The organism is Candidatus Villigracilis affinis, assembly GCF_016705895.1.
GTDB lineage: Bacteria > Chloroflexota > Anaerolineae > Anaerolineales > Villigracilaceae > Villigracilis > Villigracilis affinis.
On the sequence record NZ_JADJKT010000002.1, the window covers coordinates 96,435 to 118,933 of the forward strand.

At 52.2% G+C, this 22,499-nt stretch carries 15 protein-coding genes; 2 read left to right on the forward strand and 13 right to left on the reverse strand.

The window, feature by feature from the left end; all coding sequences use genetic code 11:
• Positions 1-27: 27 nt before the first annotated feature.
• The 13 genes from IPI86_RS00920 to hisG all read right to left on the reverse strand — a co-directional run bounded on the left by IPI86_RS00920 (position 28) and on the right by hisG (position 16,241).
• Entirely contained in the window at positions 28-5,391 is a 5,364-nt protein-coding gene (locus tag IPI86_RS00920) for a hypothetical protein (RefSeq protein WP_345296095.1), read from the reverse strand.
• 505 nt (positions 5,392-5,896) lie between these two features.
• Positions 5,897-6,601: a serine O-acetyltransferase EpsC gene (gene epsC / locus IPI86_RS00925; protein ID WP_345296096.1), complete on the reverse strand. Its 705-nt coding sequence runs from the start codon at positions 6,599-6,601 to the stop codon at positions 5,897-5,899.
• A 77-nt stretch (positions 6,602-6,678) separates the two neighbouring features.
• Positions 6,679-7,629: a cysteine synthase A gene (gene cysK / locus IPI86_RS00930; protein WP_345296097.1), complete on the reverse strand. Its 951-nt coding sequence runs from the start codon at positions 7,627-7,629 to the stop codon at positions 6,679-6,681.
• Between the two features lie 398 nt (positions 7,630-8,027).
• Positions 8,028-9,158 (reverse strand): hypothetical protein, encoded by a 1,131-nt coding sequence (locus tag IPI86_RS00935; RefSeq protein WP_345296098.1) that lies wholly within the window; start codon positions 9,156-9,158, stop codon positions 8,028-8,030.
• Positions 9,155-9,430, reverse strand: coding sequence for a phosphoribosyl-ATP diphosphatase (hisE, locus tag IPI86_RS00940; protein ID WP_345296099.1), 276 nt, complete (start codon positions 9,428-9,430; stop codon positions 9,155-9,157). The genes IPI86_RS00935 and hisE overlap by 4 nt, the downstream gene beginning before the upstream one ends.
• Positions 9,431-9,481: 51 nt before the next feature.
• On the reverse strand, positions 9,482-9,895 hold the full coding sequence (gene hisI / locus IPI86_RS00945) for a phosphoribosyl-AMP cyclohydrolase (protein WP_345296100.1): 414 nt from the start codon (positions 9,893-9,895) through the stop codon (positions 9,482-9,484).
• Positions 9,896-9,924: 29 nt separating this feature from the next.
• Positions 9,925-10,680 (reverse strand): imidazole glycerol phosphate synthase subunit HisF, encoded by a 756-nt coding sequence (gene hisF, locus IPI86_RS00950; protein WP_345296101.1) that lies wholly within the window; start codon positions 10,678-10,680, stop codon positions 9,925-9,927.
• Positions 10,681-10,741: 61 nt separating this feature from the next.
• Positions 10,742-11,458 carry a 1-(5-phosphoribosyl)-5-[(5-phosphoribosylamino)methylideneamino]imidazole-4-carboxamide isomerase gene (gene hisA / locus IPI86_RS00955; RefSeq protein WP_345296102.1) on the reverse strand — a complete coding sequence of 239 codons (717 nt, stop codon included), beginning with the start codon at positions 11,456-11,458 and terminating at the stop codon, positions 10,742-10,744.
• The gene (hisH, locus tag IPI86_RS00960; protein ID WP_345296103.1) at positions 11,455-12,075 is read right to left on the reverse strand and encodes an imidazole glycerol phosphate synthase subunit HisH; all 621 of its coding nucleotides are present in this window, start codon (positions 12,073-12,075) and stop codon (positions 11,455-11,457) included. Before hisH ends, hisA begins: the two co-directional genes overlap by 4 nt.
• Positions 12,076-12,097: 22 nt before the next feature.
• Positions 12,098-12,685 (reverse strand): imidazoleglycerol-phosphate dehydratase HisB, encoded by a 588-nt coding sequence (hisB, locus tag IPI86_RS00965; RefSeq protein ID WP_345296104.1) that lies wholly within the window; start codon positions 12,683-12,685, stop codon positions 12,098-12,100.
• A 35-nt stretch (positions 12,686-12,720) separates the two neighbouring features.
• On the reverse strand, positions 12,721-13,824 hold the full coding sequence (gene hisC / locus IPI86_RS00970; RefSeq protein WP_345296105.1) for a histidinol-phosphate transaminase: 1,104 nt from the start codon (positions 13,822-13,824) through the stop codon (positions 12,721-12,723).
• A gap of 63 nt (positions 13,825-13,887) precedes the next feature.
• Positions 13,888-15,237, reverse strand: a complete 1,350-nt coding sequence (hisD, locus tag IPI86_RS00975; protein ID WP_345296106.1) for a histidinol dehydrogenase — start codon at positions 15,235-15,237, stop codon at positions 13,888-13,890.
• 5 nt (positions 15,238-15,242) lie between these two features.
• Positions 15,243-16,241 (reverse strand): ATP phosphoribosyltransferase, encoded by a 999-nt coding sequence (gene hisG / locus IPI86_RS00980; RefSeq protein ID WP_345296107.1) that lies wholly within the window; start codon positions 16,239-16,241, stop codon positions 15,243-15,245.
• 376 nt (positions 16,242-16,617) lie between these two features.
• On the opposite strand from hisG, the gene IPI86_RS00985 reads away from it, so the two are divergent.
• Both IPI86_RS00985 and IPI86_RS00990 read left to right on the forward strand, forming a co-directional pair.
• Entirely contained in the window at positions 16,618-16,929 is a 312-nt protein-coding gene (locus tag IPI86_RS00985; protein ID WP_345296108.1) for a hypothetical protein, read from the forward strand.
• A gap of 100 nt (positions 16,930-17,029) precedes the next feature.
• Positions 17,030-22,499 (forward strand): Ig-like domain-containing protein (locus IPI86_RS00990; protein WP_345296109.1); only part of this gene is annotated, 5,470 nt, incomplete at its 3' end.

Below are 22,499 nucleotides of genomic sequence, written 5' to 3' on the forward strand. Positions count from 1 at the left end.
GCACATTTTTTCAAGCAATACGTTCTGTTAATGGATGTTGTTCGTCACTCCAGCCACAGGCGTGAACCATGCTTGCGGATTCCCGTCATTGAACTGGAAGAGGATGTTGGACGGCAGCAATTCCATGCCGTTCGTGAAGGCGTGCCAGCCGCCCGTGTAATACTGGGTGCAGGTACCAGTGGCCGAGGTTACCTTGCCCGTCTGGAATGCAACAGTTTCGTTGAGGCCAGTGTTCTGCCATCTTTCAGCGTGGGTAAATGCATAGTCCATGCTGAACAAAATGTTGGCAGGCAGCAATTCCATGCTGACTTCACCGCCAGAGGTTGTGCCGAAGGCGTGCCATGAACCCGTGTAATATTTGACCGTGCCGGTGTCCATCAGGGCACCAGTGCTATCCTTCAATTGCACCACGACCTTTTTGGTTTGGAATAACACGGTTGCGTTGCCGCCGGTATCCTGCCATTTTTCGTTATGGACGAATTGATTGTCCATGCTGAACAGGATGTTCGCAGGCAGCAAGTCCACATTCACTTTGCCGCCTGAGGTGCTGCCAAGATCATGCCATGCACCTGTGTAATATTTGACCGTGCCGGTGTCCATCAGCGCGCCGCTGCTGTCCTTCAATTGGACTTCAACGTTCTTCATCTGGAAGACAACTGTGGCATCTGTGGTGGTGTTCTGCCATTTTTCATTGTGCACGAACTGATTGTCCATGCTAAACAGGATGTTGGAGGGCAGCAATTCCATGCTGACCTTGCCGCCGGAGGTATTGCCAAGGTCATGCCATGCACCTGTGTAATATTTGACCACGCCGGCATCGACAAGCGTTCCGCCGCTGTTCTTCAGCTGTACTTCAACCTTTTTAGTCTGGAACAGAACGATCGGATTGGTGGCGATATTCTGCCACTTTTCGTTGTGCGTGAACGCATAATCCACGCTGAACAGCAGGTTGGTTGATGTCCCAGGGAACCCAAAAGCCATCAGTCCGCTTGCATTTGTATTGCCAACGGGATGCCAACTGCCGTCATAATATTTCACTACGCCTCCGGCCAGCGCCGCGTTCGCGCTATTGACCAGCTTGACCACCGTGAGGCTGTAGGTGCAGGTATTCCCGGTGCAATTGATATCATCGAGGATAAAGGAATCTGCTCCGATCTTGACCACCACATCATAGGTGTTCTTGAGCAGCACCATCGTAGTGGAATTGTTCTGGTAGGTGCGGTTTTCTACATCGCCGCCTGCGGCTGTGCCAGCCACATTATCGGTCACTTTGACATAGACATGCACACCGGTCTTGCCGGGGAATTTGAGCGTAAAGGTTGCAACAATGTTTTCAACCACACAGGTATTCCCTGTGCAATCCACCGCGTCGATGACCTTCTGTTTCGCGCCCTTGACCACGACCACGTCGTAGGTGTTCTTCAAAACCACCATGGAGGTTTCGTTGTTCTTATAGGTGCGGTTCTCCACATCACCGCCAGTGGCTGTGCCAGCAATGCTGTTATCCACCTTCACATAGGTGTGGACGCCGCTGATGCCAGGGAATTTCACCGTTAGTGTTGCGACGATATTCTCCACCATGCAGGTCTCGCCTGTGCAATCCACCGCGTCGATGACCACCTGTTTCGCGCCCTTGACCACGATCACATCGTAGGTGTTCTTCAATACCACCATGGATGCTTCGTCATTCTTGTAGGTGCGATTCTCCACATCGCCACCCGATGCGCCTGCCACGCCGTCATTCACTTTGACGTAGGTGTGCACACCGGCAATGCCGGGGAACTTCACGGTTAACGTGGCGACGATATTTTCCACCACGCAGGTTTCGCCTGTGCAATCCACCGCGTCGATGATCTTCTGCTTCGCACCCTTGACCACAACAACATCGTAGGTGTTCTTCAATACCACCATGGATGCTTCGTCATTTTTGTAGGTGCGGTTTTCCACATCACCACCAGATGCGCCTGCCACACCGTCATTCACTTTGACGTAAGTGTGCACACCGGCAATGCCGGGGAATTTCACAGTCAATGTGGCGACGATATTTTCCACCACGCAGGTTTCACCCGTGCAATCCACCGCGTCGATGACTTTCTGCTTCGCACCCTTGACCACCATGACATCATAGGTGCTCTTCAACACGACCATCGAGGTTTCGTCATTCTTGTAGGTGCGGTCTTCAACACTTCCACCAGCGGCTGTACCAGCTACGCCATCATTCACCTTGGCATAGGTATGGACACCCGCAATACCGGGGAATTTCACCGTCAGCGTGGCCACGATCTTATCCACGGTGGCCCAACCGCCAAGCACGGTCACATTGTCAATGAGCTTGGTCTGAGAGCCCTTCACCACGATCACATCGTAAAAACCGTTGGGCAGGTCGGCAAAGACAGCCTGATCGGTCTTATAGGTTTGAGACGCAACCTGTGTCCCGGTCGCCGTTCCCGCAACGTTATCGCTCTTGCGCACATAGGTATGTACACTGGTGATTCCGGGGAACTTCACCGTGAGGCTGGCCTTATCCAATGTGCAAGTCAGGGCCGTGCAATCCACATCGTCATAGATGAACGAGTCGCTGCCCTTCACGATCAGCACATCATAGAAACCACGCAAAACGGTCATGACCGATTCATTGTTCTGCCAGGTGCGCTCTTCCACAGCTCCACCCGTGGCTGAATTGCTGATTGAATCGGGCATCTTGACGTAGTTATGAATTCCCGTCATTCCGGGGTATTTGATGGTCAACGTGGCAACGATTCCCTCCACAAGGCAGGTGTTGCCGCCACAGTCAACATCATCAGCAACATAAGTCTTCGCACCCTTGACCACAGAAACATCGTACGTGCCCTTGAGCACGACCATCTCAGACTGGTCATTCTTCCAGGTGCGTTCTTCAACGCCTCCGCCGCCAGCAGTATTAACGACGCCATCGGGCATCCGAGCGTAGGTGTGGACTCCGCCAATGCCGGGGAATTTCACTGTCAACGTGGCGACGATTCCATCTACCTGACAACTGGTGCCGGTACAATCGACATTATCCACCACGTAGGTCTTCGCGCCTTTAACCACCTGTACATCGTAGGTGCCCTTCAGCACGACCATCTCAGACTGGTCATTCTTCCAGGTGCGCTCTTCCACGCCCCCGCCGCCAGCAGTATTAGCAACGCCATCAGGCATCTTTGCATAGGTATGGACACCGCCAATGCCGGGGAATTTCACGGTCAGCGTGGCGACGATATCCTCCACCAGACAGGTGTCACCGGTGCAATCCACATCTTCCACAAGATAAGTTTTCGCACCCTTGACCACAGAGACATCATATGTGCCCTTGAGCACGACCATCTCAGATTGGTCATTCTTCCAGGTGCGCTCTTCCACGCCTCCACCATCGGGCATCCGAGCATAGGTATGGACTCCGCCAATACCGGGGAATTTCACGGTCAACGTGGCGACGATGCCGTCCACGAGACAGGTTTCGCCGGTGCAATCCACGTCATCTACAACATAGATCTTTGCGCCTTTAACCACCTGTACATCAAAGGTGCCCTTGAACACGATCAATTCAGCCTGGTCGTTCTTCCAGGTGCGCTCTTCAACGCCCCCGCCGCCAGCCGTGCCAGCGACACTATCAGGCATCTTTGCATAGGTATGGACACCGCCAATGCCGGGGAATTCAACAGTCAGCGTGGCAATGAGTCCGTCCACGGTTTTATCGCCGAGCAAAATGACGTTGTCAACGATCTTGGTCTGTGCGCCCTTCACCAATACGATGTCATACACATCGTTGGGTACATCGGCAAAGATCGCTTCATCATTCTTCCAGGTCAGAGATGCAACCTGAAGTCCGTTTGCGACGCCATTAACACCATCGCTCTTCTTCAAATAAGCGTGAACGCCGCCGATCCCCGGGAATTTCACAGTCAGGTCACCTGTTGAGAAATCGCATTCAGGCACAGTCACAGTGACCTGTGTTCCGTTGATGAGGAAGGTCCGCGTACCGGCAAACATTTCCATGGCTGGTTTGGTAAATGGATACCAGCCGCCGTTGGCGCTGCCGTGGTTGATCGAACCACTATAGTTGATCGCAACTTTCGTGGTCGTGAATGTTACCAGCGGGTCACCCTGCTCAACCACAGTTGCAGTCTGCAGCGCCGAAGAAGTGTGATTCGCCGACGCATAGAATGTGCGGTCATAGCCGGGGAACAATTCCTTTGAAACAAGGCCATCACTGCCGGTTGTGCCAAAGGTCAGGAATCCGCCATTGACACTGCCGTAGGTGACAGCCGCGCCTTCGATCGCAACGCCCGGACAAGTCTCCACTTTCGCTTTGACCAGAACGGTCTCGAAAACGACTTCATCATCGCCATCAAAAACCAAAGCTTGCGAAGTGGATGTCGAGGCGTTGTAACTGGCATAGAAATGGTAGTTCGTGCCAACGGTCAGGTCTGAACGGCTGATCGTGCCATCCACCCCGGTCGTGCCAAACGTCTGCCAGCCAGCATTGGGGCTGCCAACTGCGTACGTGATGACAGCGCCTTCGATGGGATTACCAAGGCTGTCCTGCACTTTGACTGTCAATTCGGGCGTGGCAACTGCTTCCTCCACATCAAAGCGAACTGCGGGAACATAACCGGTCCAGCCTGTGTCACGGCGGAAAACACCAACTCCGCCTGCACCACCGTCCGCATACCATCCCGCCGTTTCAGTGTTGAAGAAAACGGCATCTGGTTCCACATCCGTACCCGTACTCGGGGTTGAAATATTATTTACAGCAAAATTAAGCGAGTTGTATGGGCCGGGGGCGCCGATTGGGTCATATCCCCATGTTTCAGTATTCGATGCGATACCGTAAATGATCTCATCGGGCAGGACAATGCCTTCACCGCTCAAATCAAATACGATATTGAAGGCAAATCCATTATAGCAAGTGCCATTGGCCGCCTTCCATGCAAAACCCGCACCGTACCCGGTATTCGGGCAGGAAGGATCTCCCTCAGGCCGCCATTGCATTACAAAATCCTGGGTCACACTTGCGATCAATGTTCCAAGAGCCGGTACAGCACCGCTCTTATCCACATTGTAGATGTTGAGGGTGAGCGGGTGAGAAAACCCATCAGCGGGCATATCTGGATACTCTGAATGCCTTGCCCAATTACTCAGGGTTACCGTTACACTGGAAAGGTTACGGGCTGTGCCAGCAAACTGAATATGATCGCCAAACTCCGCCGCCTGTTGAGCCTGATAAGGCTGACTGGGCAAATTTCCAGGCAGTGGATCGGGAATGCTGTTAAAAACAGATTCACTTGTGGCCGTTACGTTTTGAATCGATAGCGCGGTGAATATAAGCATCACCACAACCATCATGCCGAAGTACTTGACTCGTTTCATGTTTTCTCCCTTTCAAAAACATAGACTTAATGAACAAATGATAGACTATTCAAGACACCCACTCTACTTTCTTCGATGAGCCACCTCTTCTTTCTTGAAATTAAATTAAAAACCGACCACTCGGGCCGGTTTCGCTATTAGCTCCCCAAAGACCTGTCCATTTTGTCTATTACGACAGGACAAGCGACCAAATCAGGTCATTGGATCGTTGCTTCCAAATCACATATTCAATTGTCTTCTTATATCTAAAAGGAAAACCCCTGCTCCACCAATAAATAAACCCGTGTTTTTCAACCCCTGCTTTCATTCTTCACTAGGTTTATTTCACGGTGGATTACTTCTAAATTCCCACACAAGGTACTAAAGTAAAATCAGTATACAAGAATAAATTTGTAAATACAAGTACTTTTTGTAACAAGTTCATTAATAGACAATTCTCATATTCTTTGTCTCATAAAACAAGTTTTTTTACCATACATCGAATTATGCAAAGATTCAAAACAGATTAAATCGCAAAATCCTCACCATGCCAGATGCCATGATCGGACGTATGCAAAGCCGGAGAAATGGAAGTGTGTCCATCCAGTCTTTTTTCAAGTTTCTCCACATGGGATACCAATGCCGCAAGTGTCTCGCCAATGGTATCGGGAAGGAGACCATGCTCAAGGTCGGGCTTGTCACTCATCGCCTTCTCCTGACTGCGGACAATGATCTGCCCCGGCACTCCGATGATCACCGAGTTTGGCGGAGACGATTTCACCACAACCGCGTTCGCACCGATACGGCTATGTGCACCGATGGTAATTGCGCCCAAAACTTTTGCTCCCGCACCGATGACAACATGATCTTCAATCGTGGGATGGCGTTTGGTCTTTTGCAGGCTGGTGCCGCCCAAGGTAACCCCGTGATACATTGTGACGTTCTCACCGATTTCCGCAGTTTCACCGATCACAACTCCCATGCCATGGTCAATGAAAAAATTACGTCCAATGGTTGCGCCGGGATGGATTTCGATCCCGGTCATACTACGGGCCAGTTGGGAAAGCCAACGGGCAATTAATTTGAAACCACCCTTCCACAGGTGATGGGATAGGCGATGTATCCAAATGGCATACACACCAGGGTAGCATAAAAGGATCTCCCAAACGCTTCGGGCAGCGGGGTCACGATCTAATACAGATTGAACATCTTCTTGAATGGTTTTAAGCATTTTTTCTCATTATAGTATGTAGAGGCACAGCGGCCTATCGGCAGGCTCAGGACAAGCGCTGTGCCCCTACGCCTTTTTTATAAAGTCGGTTGTGCTTCCGCAAGATCAGCAAACAGCGGAGTGGACAAATAACGTTCGCCGAACGAAGGGATGATCACTACGATCAGCTTGCCTGCATTCTCAGCACGGTTTGCCACCTGCAAAGCTGCCCAGGTCGCTGCACCGGAAGAAATGCCTACAAGCAGACCTTCCTCACGCGCCATGCGGCGGGCAGTCTGAAAAGCATCCTCATTCTTCACGCGGATAATTTCGTCGTAGATCTTGGTGTTGAGAATATCAGGTACAAATCCCGCACCAATACCTTGAATCGGATGTGGACCTTTTGCACCACCCGACAGAACTGGAGAGGCATCAGGCTCAACAGCAATCGCCTTGAAGGATGGCTTGCGCGATTTGAGCACTTCACCCGTGCCGGTGATGGTTCCGCCGGTACCGATGCCTGAAACCAGAAAATCGATCTTTCCATCGGTGTCGCGCCAGATTTCTTCGGCGGTCGTTTTACGATGGATTTCAGGATTCGCAAGATTCTTAAACTGTTGCGGCAGGAAATATTTTTTCGGATCAGAAGCAACGATCTCCTCAGCCTTGCGGATCGCGCCGCCCATGCCATCAGGTCCAGGCGTCAGCACCAACTCCGCACCATAGGCACGCAGCAACATGCGGCGTTCCTTGCTCATGGTTTCGGGCATGGTCAGGATGATCTTGTAACCACGCGCGGCAGCAACCATAGCCAAAGCGATACCTGTATTGCCGCTGGTCGGCTCTACGATGGTGGTGTCCTTTGTGATCAATCCAGCCTTTTCGCCAGCATCGATCATGGCCGCGCCGATACGGTCCTTCACTGAATGGGCTGGGTTGTAAAACTCCAACTTGGCAACCACCTCAGCTTTGGCACCTTCAGTAACGTGGTTCAAGCGCACCAAGGGTGTATTGCCAATCAGATCTGTAACGTTATTTGCGATTTTCATGCTGCTCTCCTTAAATATGATTTTGGTTTTTAAATAAATAAAACGGCTGTCTGCCAACCGGAATAAATCCCGGTCTACGTAAACGATGGGCGCAATTCACAAGCCGTGCCAGCGGCTTGGGGAGTTGCGGGATCACATCCACCGTCTACGGCAGTCAGCCGTTTGTATCTCTGTGAAAGAGGCGGTGGTTAGCGACCCCGCCAGGTACACATGCAGTTCAAAAATTCTAGTGGTTTCATCATTGCCTTTAGAAAGTGTGATTCGCCTTTTTCTTACCTCAGGAATTTGTCAGACAGATATTCCTGAATGGTTAGCATCAAGGCCTAAACGGTGTGCATTATAACCATACAACAACTTTTTTGTAAGTTTATAGGTGGGCAAACACTTTTGGTGTAAATCTAAATTCCAATCTTTGCAATCAGTTCTTCCCAGTCCTCAAAATGTCGGATGCCCGCTTGAGTGAACGCTTCTATCTTTGAAGCACTGCCAGATGTTAAACCAATAGTTTGAGTGGGGACATTGAATCCATTCTGGCGGAGAATTTCTCCCGCCGCATGTGTGGAGCGTATTCCGCCCATCGTATCTTCCACAACGAATAATTCAAATTCACGCGGCAGAGTTGCAAAAACACCGTTGAGTTTGCCCGTTTGGTGCCAATCCCCAGCGGACTGTAATCCTGCCCATTCATCACCAGTCAACGCCGCAGCAGTCGCCGCCAGCGCATGGACAGGGGACGGTTTGATCAAAGCGCCTGCATCAAGTCCGCGCTTGGCGGCGAGGTATTCCAGTTTCCCAAAAGCGATAAATGGAATATCTGCAAGCCCCACGAGTTCAAGCGCAATTTCTGCTTCGGGTGCATATCCAAAATGTGAATCATCCACCTCACGCGGCGGCGCGGATGGGCGCGCCGTCAGCCCCGCCAGATGAATATTCGGCTGACGAAGTTTTGCGAGGATCGCATCATTGATATTGGAACGGTCATGCGTGTGTAATAACGATTCAGTTTCAACTTCAGCGGGCAGGTTGTATGTTTTGCTGAATACAACACTTCCCAACGAATAATGCTGAAACAAACGCATTGTCTGTGAGAAATTCACATTCCGCGACTGGCTCAAAATATTTAGCCGTAAATCCATTGGAATGAAAGGGAAGCATCCGTGTTGCATTGCCGCTTCGGCGGGATATTGACCAGCGATAAATTCAAATTCAGGGATGACCAATTCCTGTGGCTTGAACCCGTTCATGTTGTGCCCAATGATGACAGCAGCAGAAAATAGATCCGCAGGTAGTTTCAAGCCTGGGCGGTGTTCGAGGATGTCATTCCATAAAGTAGCCAGTAACAGCGGAACCATATCCCACTCGCTGAAAATTCCGCGCTTCTCCAACTCTGCCAGTTTTTCCTCGGGGAAATCAAAATGCGATAATCCCATCAGGCTGGCAAAGTGATTCAACGTGGCGTGCAGCGCGGCACGATACCCACCGTGATGGACAAGCACGCCGTCAATATCAAGCAGGATCACCTTTTTCATTTATGCCGCTTCTCCAACTCCGCAACAATGTGGGCGGGAGTCAATCCACGCGCTGCCAACAAGACAAGCGTGTGATAGGTCAGGTCGGCAACTTCTTCAATGAGACGTTGATCTTCCTGCGCCAGCGCCGCCACGACAACTTCCGTCCCTTCTTCGCCAACTTTTTGCGCGATCTTCGGCAAGCCTTCATTGAAAAGACTTGCGGTGTAGGATTTCTCGCTCGGATTATTTTTTCGTTCTTGAATTACATCAAACAACCATTGAATGCTCATTATTTCTCCTTTTTTGTTTAGAGGTTACAGACGACTGACGATGGGTAAATTTCAAACCATCGTCTTCGGCCTTCTAACCGCAACTTCTATAAAAAAACACGTCCGTTCCCCAGTATGACACGCCGCCCCCGCAGGGTTGACCAACACCAACAGCGTATCCTCATCACAATCCACGCGGATTTCAACCACGCTTTGAATATTCCCCGAAGTCGCACCCTTATGCCACAACTCACTACGACTGCGTGACCAGAACCAAGTCTCGCCTGATTCAATTGTCAAGCGCAAAGACTCGGCATTCATCCACGCCATCATCAATACTTCGTTTGTGTTTGCATCCTGCACAATCGCAGGGACAAGTCCATTGCCATCATATTTTATCTGGCTCAACAACTCTTCTTTCATCTTTCCTCTTTCCACGTAGACCATAGACGACCATTGACCACGGACAACAATTACCTTTACCACTTTCCACTCTATCGCCTCTATCGTCATTCTTACAACCTAACCGCCACCCCTTGAGTCCTCAACTCCCGTTTCAAATCAGGGATCAACAACTTCCCATCATGAAACAACGAAGCCGCCAGCGCCGCATCCGCATTGCCTTTGGTGAGCACCTCCGCAAAGTGGAGCGGAGTCCCAGCGCCGCCAGAAGCAATGACAGGCACAGATACCATATTCGAGATAATACTCGTCAATTCAATATCGTATCCTGCAAGCGTGCCATCTGCATCCATGCTGGTGAGTAGGATTTCGCCCGCGCCTAACTCCACGCCGCGCATCGCCCATTCAACGGCATCAATGCCAGTGGGTGTGCGCCCGCCAGCCACATACACTTCCCAGCTTGAGCCATTTCTGCGTGCGTCAATTGCCAGCACAATGCACTGCGCTCCAAACCGCGCCGCACCTTCAGACAGCAACTCAGGCCGTTTCACCGCCGCCGAGTTGACACTGACCTTGTCCGCGCCAGCCAGCAGCAAATTCCGCATATCATCCACTTCGCGGATTCCACCACCCACGGTCAATGGCATGAAAACCGTCTCTGCCACGCGGCTGACCAACTCCAGCGTGGTCTTGCGTCCTTCGTGCGTTGCGGAAATATCAAGGAACACCAACTCATCCGCGCCCTGCTCATCATAAAGCCGCGCCTGTTCCACAGGGTCACCTGCATCACGCAGATTTACAAAATTCACACCCTTCACCACGCGCCCGTCTTTAATATCAAGGCAGGGAATAATCCGTTTTGCTAACATAAACCTCCAATCATGAAAGTTCAATCTCAAAGGTCTGCATCATCGCCGTTGACTTTCGCTTTCAAACCTGTAACGCCTCTTTCAAATCAACCGTTCCATCATACAGCGCTCTTCCGATAATACATCCCGCCAGCCCTGCATCCTTCGCCGCAATGACATCATCGATCGTATGCACGCCGCCAGAAGCGATCACATCAAGTCCGCTGCGTTCGGCCAACTCGCGGGTGGACGGGATGTTCAGCCCGCTGCCCAAACCGTCCCGACTGACATCTGTAAAGATAACAGTACCCAGCCCAACGGTCCGCATTTGAAGCGCGAGGTCAATCGCCGAGACTCCGCTGTTATCCTTCCATCCCCGCGTGCGGACGAGTCCATCGCGTGCGTCAATTCCAACTGCAATTTGTTCAGCACCAAAACGAGTCAACGCATCTGCCACTATCGCGGGTTGCTCAATTGCGATCGTTCCTAAAATAGCGCGGCTCACGCCCAATTTCAAAACATCCGCAATTGACTCCATTGAACGAATGCCGCCGCCAAATTGCACGCGCGCGCCAAGTTTCAAGATCGACTCAAGCGCAGCACGATTTGCATTATCGCCTTCGCCAAACGCGCCATCGAGGTTTACAACATGCAGCCATTGCGCGCCCATGCCCAGCCACTTTCGCGCCGTCTCCGCGGGGTCATCGCTGTACGACGTCATCCGCGCGGGGTCGCCTTCTTTCAGCCGCACAACTTTTCCGCCGCGCAGATCAATTGCAGGATAGATCGTAAAGCTCATGCCGCCTCCACAAAGTTTTTCAAAATTTGCAACCCAACCGCCTGACTCTTTTCAGGATGGAACTGCACGCCAAAAACATTTTCACGCCGCACCGCACACGCGTAATTGATTCCGTAATCGGTTGTTGCAATTACATCGGATGAATCTCCCGCCTGACAATAATACGAGTGATTGAAATAAACATACGCCTCATCTTTTATCTGATCAAAGAGAGACGCTTCTTTCTTAACTGTAAGCTGATTCCACCCCGTATGCGGAATCTTCACTGACAGTGAATCAGCAAACTTCACCACCGTGCCCTTGAGCAACCCCAAGCCTTCGTGATCGCCCATCTCTTCGCCGATCTCGAACAAGGCTTGCATCCCGACGCAAATCCCAAGCATCGGCACACCGCGCGAGACAACTTCCTTCACCGCATTATCCAATCCCCGCGCCCGCAGCCCAGACATAAAATCGCCGAACGCACCAACGCCAGGCAAAACGATTCGCCCGCCAGACAAAACCTTTTGCGGGTCATCTGTGCGTGTGACATTTGCTCCAACATTTTCCAACGCCTTCTGCACCGAGCGGAGGTTCCCCGTGCCTGCGTCTATCAAAATGATTTCTTTATTCATCATTCATCCTTCTGCGTTCATCATTTCAGAAACTTCCTTTTGTAGACGGGATTGTCCCGCCGCGTCTTGGGTCGAACTGAGTCGCCATATCCAGCGCGCGTGCCCATGCCTTGAACAATGCCTCAGCCTGATGATGATCATCACGTCCGTACAAAACCCGCGCATGGAGATTGCAGCGCGAAGTCACAGCGAATGACTCAAAGAAATGCGGGAACAACGTCGTTGGGATATTGCCAACATAAGGCGTGTGCCATTCCGCTTGCACCACTGTGTAAGGCCGTCCTGACAAATCAATCGCCACATGCGCCAAAGTCTCATCCATCGGCGCAAAACTATCTCCCATGCGGACAATTCCCTTGCGGTCGCCGAGCGCCTTGTCAAAGGCTTGCCCCAACGCCAGCGCCACATCTTCCACCGTGTGATGGACATCAATGTGCAAGTCGCCCTTCGCTTGGACATTGAGATCGAACAATCCATGCACAGCAAGGTGGGTCAACATGTGGTCGAGAAACCCAACTCCTGTGGAAATCTCATGTTTGCCTGTGCCGTCCAAATCCAGTTTGATGGTAATTTGCGTTTCGTTTGTCTGTCGTGATATTTCTGCGGTTCGCATAATGCTCCTTTGGTTTACAGGTGTGACGTTTCAACTCACTTTCCGACAACTTTTTCAACGCTCAGCAGATAACCAACATCCGTATCCTGCGGCCTGCCCACGCTAATGCGGATATTGTCTCTCAGCCCAGGCTTGTTGAAATAGCGGATGAAGACTCCGAATTCCTGCGCCAGCCTTGCTTTGAGTTCTGCTGCATTACGTCCATCCACTTGGCAGAGGATGAAATTTGATTGCGTGGGATACGGTTTCAAATACGGAATCTTCTGTAATTCTGTCATCAAGCGGGTTCGTTCGGCTTTCAGAAGCTCAACCGTTTTTGCCAACTCATCGGTATGCTCAAGTGAAACTTGTGCTGCAACACTTGCGGCCACATTGATATTGTATGGCTGTTTGGATTTCCACAAGGTGGGCATCAGCCAGAGCGGAAATGCTCCGTATCCAACCCGCAGCCCTGCCAACCCTGCCCACTTGCTAAAGGTTCGCAGAACCACCAAATTCTCCCGTGCAGGGACTTCACGAATGCGGCTCAAACTTGCTCCAAGATTTTCACCTGCAAATTCAATATAGGCTTCATCCAGAACGATCAAAGTTGGCAATTCGAGTAATTCGTCAATTGTCTTTGCGTCAAGAACAGAGCCGTCTGGATTATTGGGTGACGTGATAAAGAAGAGCTTCGGCTTGTGAGTCTCAACTGCTTCACGAATGGCATCCATGTCCAGTGAAAAATCTGCGCGGCGTGGGACTTCGACACAGCGGGCGGCGTTGAGTTCCGCGTCAAACGAGTACATGCCAAAGGTGGGCGGACAGGAGAGAATGCAATCGTTCGGTTCAAGGAAGACGCGCATGAGCAGGTCGAGCAATTCGTCCGCGCCTGCGCCAGCCATGAGATATTCAGCAGGGACGCCAGTAAATTCCGCGAGTGACTTTCGCAAAGCGCGGCTTTCAGGGTCGGGATAAATGTGCGGGAATTCCATATTCGCCAACGCCTCGCGGACAACTTTCAGCGGGCCGTATGGATTTTCATTTGCATCCAATTTGACGATCTGATCTGGAGTTCGCCCGAGGCGTGCGGATAAAACCTCAAACGGTTCGATGGGGGCATAGGGCGGAAGGGATTCTAGGTGAGTGCGGATTTTCATGAGTTTTCCTTTGACGATTGACCATGGACAACGGACAATAGACGATTGTTCATGGTCTATGGTCTATTGTCCATCGTCCATCGTCCTCAACAACGCCGCATTCGCGTGCCCATCCAACCCTTCGGCTTGGGCGAGAGTTGCGGCGACTGGGCCAACAGCCTGCGCGGTCTTGTCATCCAACGCCACCAGACTGACGATCTTCACAAAGTCCCACACATTGAGCGGGGACGCAAATCTTGCAGAGCCGCCTGTCGGCATGACGTGGCTTGGGCCAGCGAGATAATCGCCCAGCACTTCAAAGGAATGTTCACCGACGAATACTCCGCCCGCATTGTTCACTTTTTCCACCCAGCGCCACGGCTCATTGACAGATATTGCCAGATGTTCGGGGGCGTAATCATTTGCCAATTGAACGGCTTCTTCGAGGTCGCGAGTCAACACTGCGCCGCCGCGGTTTTCAAGGGATGCGGTGATGATCTCTGCGCGGCTGCGGTCTTCCAGCTGCTTGCCGACTTCGATCTGTACTTTTTCAATTAATGATTTCGAGGGAGTTAATAAAATAGCGGAAGCTAAAAAGTCATGTTCGGCTTGAGCAAGCAAATCTGCGGCGACCCATGCAGGGTTCGCGGACTCATCGGCAACGACCACGGTTTCAGTGGGGCCAGCCAATCCGTCAATGCCAACCACGCCATACACTTGTCGCTTTGCCAATGTGACGAATAAATTTCCTGGGCCGAAAATTTTATCCACAGGGCGGACGGTTTCAGTGCCGTACGCGAGTGCGGCAATGGCTTGCGCTCCGCCAAGCGGATAGATTTCGTCCACGCCAGCAACGGCGCAGGCGGCGAGAATGATCGGGTCAATGGGAGCTTCGGAATTTGCGAATGCTTTATTTGGCGGAGTGACAACGACAATTTCTTTCACGCCAGCAACACGCGCGGGGATGGCGCTCATCAAAACCGTGGATGGCAACGGAGCTGTGCCGCCTGGGACGTAGAGTCCCACGCGCTGAATGGGGCGGATGATCTGCCCGATCGTGCCGCCGAGTTCATTGGTGAACCATGATGTCAGCGGTTGTTTGCGGTGAAAGGCTTCCACGCGGGCGGCGGCTTTTTCAAGCGCTTCACGCTGTGCGGGCGGCAGCGAATCGAATGCAGCTTGGATCATGTCCTTCGAAACGGGAGCAGGCTTGAGGTCGATTGAATCGAGGCGCTTTGTCCAATCTTGAAGGGCAGAGTCGCCGCGAGTCCGCACATCCTTCAAAATTTTTGTGACGGCTTGTTCCGCTGTCAAAGATTCGCCGAAGAGATTTTTGATTCCATCCAGCACGCGTTGGCTGATGGGAAATTCATCGGGCGGGGTGCGTTTGAGAATGGACTGTTGTGCGGTTTGTGGGTCATATTGTTTGAGCATGATGATTATCCTTTCAGGGCCGCGAGCATGGCGGTGTAGCGCGGCGGCTCTTCTTCAAAAATATAGGTGACGGGGGAGACGATGATGCCGCTGCCGCCGACTTGACGTAATTCGCCGATGGCGCGCGGAAGGTTGTCGCGGCGCACAACTACGGTGACGGAGTGCCAGCCTTGATTTGATTCGCGGGTGATGATGGGGCTGATGGTGGGGCCTTGCAAGCCGCCGACGGATGTTTCGTTGAATAATTTGGATGCAATCGCTTCGGGACTTTCCCCGCGCATGTTTGCAATGACGAGGAGATTTTCCTTCGCCCGCATATGTGCCTCGATGTATTCGAGCAAGCGACGTGCTGTTTCAAGCGCGCTGGGATTTGTTTCAAGCGATTTGCGATTTGCAATGAGCGCGGCTTGTGATGCTTGAACGACTCCATCGCGCAATGCGCGCAGGCGATTATCTTGAAGTGTTTGGCCTGATGAAACGAGGTCAGAGATGATGTCTGCATAGCCGATGGTGGGAGCGGTTTCAAGAGTCCCTTCAGCGGCGATGAGTGTGTGCGGGATATTCTGCTGTTTTAGAAAGCGCTCGGTGAGGACAGGGAATTTCGTTGCTACTCTTAATGGCTGGTCAAGAGTCGCTGCGTATGATTTGAGAGATTCAATGTTTGTGACATCGCTCCATGCTTCGGGCACGGCCAGCATCAATGAGCAGCTGCCGAAGCCAAGGGCATCGTGTAAAACGATGATGTCGCCATTGTCGCCGCGATTTTCTTCGAGGACATCAATGCCTGTAATGCCAAAATCCACGCTGCCCTGACGGACACTGATGACAATATCACTTGGGCGTTGGAAGAGGACGGTCAACTCAGGTAAGGCAGGCATTTTTGCCTGATATTGACGCGGGTTGAGTTTTTGTATGGGAAGTCCGCACTCTGCGAGAAGCTCTATCGAGTCATCTTGCAGGCGTCCTTTGGAGGGGAGGGAGAGGCGAATGTTGGGGTTGGGCATAAGGTTTCCTTTTGATGAGTGGGGGATAGCAGGCGGAGGGGGCAAACAAAAAGCCCCGACGCAGGGTCGGGGCTTGATGAGGTAAATGAGAAATACCTGTTACTGAGTCACAGGTACGCGCACATAAACCTCCCGACCATGCGGGGGGTGAATATGATGATGGTGCAAATGCGCGGAATAACTGGACAAAGTGTTGTACATATTGGGCGGCAGTATACCAACGGGAGGATGATTCCGCAAGCATTTGCTCAATTTTGAATCGCGGCGGCGGGAACCTCCTTCGCGTGAAATTCGTTTAAGAAAAAGCCCTGAAACCCGAAAAGGGTCACTTGACATCTCTCTTTACAAAAGGCATACTCGTTTGGGAGGCGGTACCATGAACAATCAAAAACTTCTGCGCATATTTGGCGGGCTTATCATTCTCGTGCTGGCATTCGTGCTGACAAAAAGCATCTTCTTCAACAATGCTCCCCTGTCCATCGAAGCCGAGCCAACGGGGCCGCAAGTCATTGCGCAGAACCCGATTGAAGGACAGCGCCTGACGCTTGAGCCTTCCATCCAGTTCACATTCGACCGCGACATGGACACCGCCGCGACGGAAAAAGCCTTCTCGCTTCTTTCCGACGGGGAGCCTGTTTCCGGTCAACTGACATGGATCGACGCCCGAACATTTTCCTTCTTCCCCTGATTCCAAACTGACTCCCGCCACCGAATACACGGCGCTCATCACTACTTCAGCCGTCGCCAAAGACGGCACCTCCCCGGAAGAAGAGATCAAAATCGAATTCATGACCGTGGAGACACTTTCAGTGTCACAGGTCTTTCCCGCGCCCGATACCGCAGGCGTGGACTTGAACTCGACGATCACAGTCATTTTCAATCATCCTGTTGTGCCGCTTAACATCGTCGAAGAACAGGACAAACTTCCCCAGCCATTGAAATTTACACCTACCATCAAAGGCAAGGGCGAATGGGTGAATTCATCGGTGTATGTGTTTCAGCCAGAGGAAATTCTTTTAAGCGGAACCAGTTATCAGGTCAAGGTGGATGCGGGGATCGAAGATACGCTCGGCAACCCGTTGGGCGAATCCTATATCTGGGCGTTCGACACACGCAAACCTACCATCTATAATTTTGCGTTAAAAGGCGGTGAGCAGAATCCATCCAACGGGGTGACGGATATGCCGCTCGACCAGAGTTTCGTCGTCACGTTTGAACAGCCGATGGACGTGAAAAGTACGGAAGCGGCGATCAAATTGATCAACAGCGAAACAAAGGCCGCCTTCCCCGTCAACTTCACATGGAGCGATGATAATGTAACCCTGCTCATCGAGCCGAAGACCAATTTCAGCATCGCAAGTTTTTACGAGTTGACCATCGCCGACAGCGCACAGGCCGAAGATGGCGGGACGCTGAACGCAGGCATGTCGGTGATGCTGGCAACCGTGCCCCTCCCCGCTGTATCCAGCGTTTTTCCCGGAGCTGATTCAGATAACGCCGATTTTCACTCTTCCATCACCATTTGGTTTGCCTCACAAATGGACATAGACAGCCTGAAAGGCAGGGTGCGAATCACGCCTGCAGTGCCAGGCATGGAAGATAACTGGTATTACAACAGCTACGACAGGTCATTGAACATTTACGGGCTTGACCCTGCCACCCATTACGTGGTGCGGATTTTGCCCGGCATGGCCGATCTGTACGGAAACACCATCAAAGATGAAATTTCATACTCCTTTTACAACGGCGATTACTCGCCGTATGCACGAATCGTCCTGCCGTGGAATCCACTGGTGTATCGCGCAAAGGGAGATCAGGAAGTTTACTTCGAGCATTTGAACATCACAGAAGCGACTTTATCCGTGTACCCGATCACACTTGCAGAGTTTGGCAGGTTGACCAGCGGCAATGTGGATATGACAGCCTTCTCTCCAAGTTCACAGCCCGTGCGAAAATGGAATATCACAGGCGCCGAGCGAAACAACCTTGAAAGCAAATTATTCGACTTCAAGGACAAAAATGGAAATCCGCTTGAGGCGGGGTATTACTTCATTGGCATGGAAGGCAAGCCATTCAAATACTCGAGCAGGTTTTATCAGGCATCCATGTTCATCGTGGCGACGGATAACATCACCTTCAAGGCCACGCCCACTGAAGGGCTTGCCTGGGTGACAGATCTGGAAAACGGTGAACCGCAGAACAACGCCGCGGTGACCTTCTACAATGCCGAGTTCCAAAAGCTTGGCACAACCAATACCGATGAAAACGGCATCGCCTACCTCGACAACATCAAAGCAGCCAATTACGCACAGGTGGAAAGCGGAAACCATTTCGGCTTCACCGCGTTGTATTGGGGCAGCGGAGTCAGCGCGGGTGATTTTGGCTTGTACCAGAACTATTACAGCGGAGAAGAAAACCTCTTCGCCTATCTCTACACTGACCGTCCTGTGTACCGTCCCGATCAAGAGGTCTTCTTCAAGGGCATTCTGCGCCAAAATGATGACCTGCATTACAGCCTGCCGCGCATCAATCAGGTGTATGTGGTGGCGGAGCAATGGGGCGAAAAAATATATGAAGGCTATGTACCCATCAATGACTTGGGCAGTTTCAGCGGAAAAGTAAAACTCGATGCGGATGTGTCGCTGGGATATTACAACATCTACGTGTATCGTTCAAAATCTCCTGATGAAGGGCCGATCACCGCCATCGGATTCAGCATCGCGGAATACAAAAAGCCCGAATTCGAAGTATTGGCCGCGCCAAATGTGAATGCCATCCTCGCGGGCGGTGAAGTCAACTTCGGGTTGGATGCAGAATACTATTCTGGCGGCGTGCTGAAAAACGCGCCCGTGGATTGGTTCATCGAAGCGACCAATTATTACTTCCAACCCTCATCGAAGTACAACCGCTACAGTTTCATGGATTGGAGCCGCGACATGTACTGGTCGCCTTCAGAAACCGTGGACAGGAGCACGACCGCGGAAGGAAGCGGTGTGACCAATGAGAACGGTCATCTTGATATTTCACAAAGTTTCGAAGCAAGCAAAAACAATATCAGTCAGCGTATGACCCTGTATGCCAATATCTCGGATGTGGCAGGGAACACTGTAAGTGGAAGCACCAGTGTGGTGGTGCATCAAAGCGAACTGTACGCGGGCATCCGCTCGGAGAAATATGTGGGTGTGCAAGGCGAAGCACAGCCGTTCAGCTTGGTCGTGCTGGATTGGGATTCGCAGCCTGTCGCGAATCAAAAGGTCACGGTCAGCTTTGTGGAGCGGCGCTGGTTCAGTGTGCAAAAACAGGATGAGCAGGGACAACTGCAATGGGAAACCACTGTAAAGGAGATCCCTGCCAGTTCACAGGAAGCAGTTACTGGCGAAGATGGAATCGCGCAGGTGGATTTCATCCCACCAACAGGCGGTGTATTCAAGGCGCTCGTCACTGTGCAGGATTCAAAAGGCAACAAGCATCAGGCTTCTACTTATCTCTGGGTCACCAGCAACAATCAGATTTCGTGGCGGCAGACAAATGACCGCGCCTTCAACCTCATCGCCGATAAGGATTCATACTCGCCCGGTGAGACCGCCGAAATTTTGATCGCCCAGCCATTCACAGGTGATGTGTACGCCCTGATCACCTACGAGCGCGGACATATCTACAAGAGCGAAGTAGTTCAATTGAACGGCAACGGCACCATTTACAAATTGCCCATCACCGACGAAATGGCTCCCGCGTCTTATGTTTCCGTCACTGTCATCAGCGGCGCGGAGCGTGGCGGCGCACCCGATTTCAAGATGGGAATTGCCCGCATCAACGTGGATACGACTCTCAAGACTCTCGATGTCTCGGTCAGCGCGGATAAGGAAGCCGCTGGCCCTGGCGATGAAATCACCTACACCATCGAAACAAAAGACACCAACGGCAAGCCCGTCTCAGCGGATGTCTCGCTCGCCGTGGTGGATAAGGCCGTGCTGGCATTGGCCCCGTCCAATTCGTTGCCATTGCTTGATAGCTTCTACTCGCAGCAGGGACTGAGCGTGATCACCGCGGTGGGAATCGTTTCCAGCGCCGATGATTTCAACGCCTTATATCGCAAGACCATTCCCGATGGCAACAAGAGCGGTGGCGGTGGCGGCGGCGAACCTGGTGTCATCACCGTGCGTGAGAACTTCAAAGACACAGCCGCTTTCGAAGCGGAAGTGACAACCGATGAAAAAGGCATCGCCACGGTTGAAGTGGAACTGCCTGAAAACCTCACCACCTGGGTGGCCGAAGTGCGCGCCGTCACCGAAGACAGCCGCGTAGGTCAGGCGACCAGTGAATTGGTCAGCACGAAACCGCTCTTCGTACAACTACAAACGCCGCGATTCTTCGTCGTTGAGGATCAGCTCACAGTGGGTGCGACCGTTTTCAATAATTCAGAAAAATCCCTCAAGGTGGAAGTCTCACTGGATGCGGAAGGTGTGCAGGTCCTGTCCGATCCAAAACAAAGCATCGAGATCGAAGGCAGGCAACAGGCGTACGTCACCTGGGAAATCGTTGTCAAAGCGAATGTCGAACGCGTGGACATGACCGCCACCGCGATCAGCGGACCATTCACCGACGCCAGCAAACCCGCGCTGGGCACGCTCGATGGGCAGGGCATTCCCGTGTACAACTTCACCGTTGTTGAAACGGTTGGCACTTCGGGTATGATCCTCACCGCTGACTCGGTGACCGAAAGCATTCAACTGCCTTCCACTTTGAATTTCGACGACGCGAGTCTTTCCATTGAAGTTTCACCGTCTCTGGCGGCTTCGATGCAATCGAGTTTGAAATATCTCGAAGATTATCCCTACCTGTGTATGGAGCAGACCATCTCACGCTTCCTGCCCAACGTCATCACCATGCGCGCGCTCGATGCGGCAGGACAGCCCACACCCATGCGAAGTTCGCTGAACACGCAGGTCAATTCGGCGCTGCAAAGAATTTACGCAAAACAAAAATACGATGGCGGCTGGAACTGGTGGGACGGTGAATTAAGCGACCCGCAAACCTCCGCGTATGTCGTTTACGGTTTGATCGAAGCGCAGGCAAGCGGATACGAGATCTCTGAAACCGTGCTCGCCAACGGCCTCGAATACTTGAAGAACAACCTGCCCGATATCAAACGCAACGACGCCTCGTGGCAATACAACCGCTACGCCTTCATGCTTTATGTGCTCGCCCGCGCCGATGAACTCGATGCAGGCAGGACCAACTTTATTTTTGAAAATCATGCGAAACTGGATCTCTACGGGGAAGCGTATCTGGCGCAGGCGATGTTCCTGCTCGATGAGGAAGACCCGCGCATCAAAACGCTTCTTTCCGACCTCGCAACTGCCACCGTCCAATCGGCATCAGGCGCCCATTGGGAGGAATCCACCAAAGACCATTGGAACTGGAACACCGACACACGCACAACCGCCATTGTGCTCAACGCCTTCGTGCAGATTGATCCACAAAACCCCATCACCGCAAATGCAGTCCGCTGGTTGATGGCCCATCGCGAAAGCGGACACTGGCAATCCACGCAGGAAACCGCCTGGTCGCTGATCGCACTGACCAATTGGCTGATCGAATCGAAGGAATACGAGACCGATTACAAATACGCCATCGGCTTAAACGGCAATTTGCTCGAAGAAGGTCAGGCAAGCGCCGAAAATCTGACAGAGACCGTCAACCTGCAAGTACAGATCGAAGACCTGCTCAAAGAACAAGGCAACGACCTCGTCATCACCCGCGGACGCGGCACAGGCAACCTGTATTACAGCGCCTATCTCAGCACCAGCCTGCCTGTGGATTCCATCCAGCCGCTCGATCAGGGCGTGAGCCTCTCCCGCGAATACTTCACGCTCGACGACCCCAAGACACCCATCACCGAGATCGAACGCGGCGAACTGGTCAAGGCGCGGCTGACCATCGTGATCCCTGCCGCCGTGCATTACATCGTGATTGACGATCCCCTCCCCGCAGGCATGGAAGCCCTCGATGCCAGCCTCGCAACCGATACCGCGGTGCCATCCTTCTACTCCGCACAGGATTACAAAGACCGCGGCTGGGGCTGGTGGTACTTCACCCACATCGAATTGCGCGATGAAAAAATAACCCTCTCCGCCGATTATCTGCCAGCAGGAACCTACGTGTATACCTACATCGTCCGCGCCAGCACGGCGGGTACGTTCAACGTCATCCCACCCACCGCCTCCGAGTTCTACTTCCCCGATGTCGGCGGAAGAG

What these genes read in the sequence shown, in the direction of transcription:
- IPI86_RS00920 (WP_345296095.1), bottom strand. Translation starts at nt 5,391, where the DNA reads ATGAAACGAGTCAAGTACTTCGGCATGATGGTTGTGGTGATGCTTATA.
- epsC (WP_345296096.1), bottom strand. Translation starts at nt 6,601, where the DNA reads ATGCTTAAAACCATTCAAGAAGATGTTCAATCTGTATTAGATCGTGAC.
- cysK (WP_345296097.1), bottom strand. Translation starts at nt 7,629, where the DNA reads ATGAAAATCGCAAATAACGTTACAGATCTGATTGGCAATACACCCTTG.
- IPI86_RS00935 (WP_345296098.1), bottom strand. Translation starts at nt 9,158, where the DNA reads ATGAAAAAGGTGATCCTGCTTGATATTGACGGCGTGCTTGTCCATCAC.
- hisE (WP_345296099.1), bottom strand. Translation starts at nt 9,430, where the DNA reads ATGAGCATTCAATGGTTGTTTGATGTAATTCAAGAACGAAAAAATAAT.
- hisF (WP_345296101.1), bottom strand. Translation starts at nt 10,680, where the DNA reads ATGTTAGCAAAACGGATTATTCCCTGCCTTGATATTAAAGACGGGCGC.
- hisA (WP_345296102.1), bottom strand. Translation starts at nt 11,458, where the DNA reads ATGAGCTTTACGATCTATCCTGCAATTGATCTGCGCGGCGGAAAAGTT.
- hisH (WP_345296103.1), bottom strand. Translation starts at nt 12,075, where the DNA reads ATGATGAATAAAGAAATCATTTTGATAGACGCAGGCACGGGGAACCTC.
- hisB (WP_345296104.1), bottom strand. Translation starts at nt 12,685, where the DNA reads ATGCGAACCGCAGAAATATCACGACAGACAAACGAAACGCAAATTACC.
- hisC (WP_345296105.1), bottom strand. Translation starts at nt 13,824, where the DNA reads ATGAAAATCCGCACTCACCTAGAATCCCTTCCGCCCTATGCCCCCATC.
- hisD (WP_345296106.1), bottom strand. Translation starts at nt 15,237, where the DNA reads ATGCTCAAACAATATGACCCACAAACCGCACAACAGTCCATTCTCAAA.
- hisG (WP_345296107.1), bottom strand. Translation starts at nt 16,241, where the DNA reads ATGCCCAACCCCAACATTCGCCTCTCCCTCCCCTCCAAAGGACGCCTG.
- IPI86_RS00985 (WP_345296108.1), top strand. Translation starts at nt 16,618, where the DNA reads ATGAACAATCAAAAACTTCTGCGCATATTTGGCGGGCTTATCATTCTC.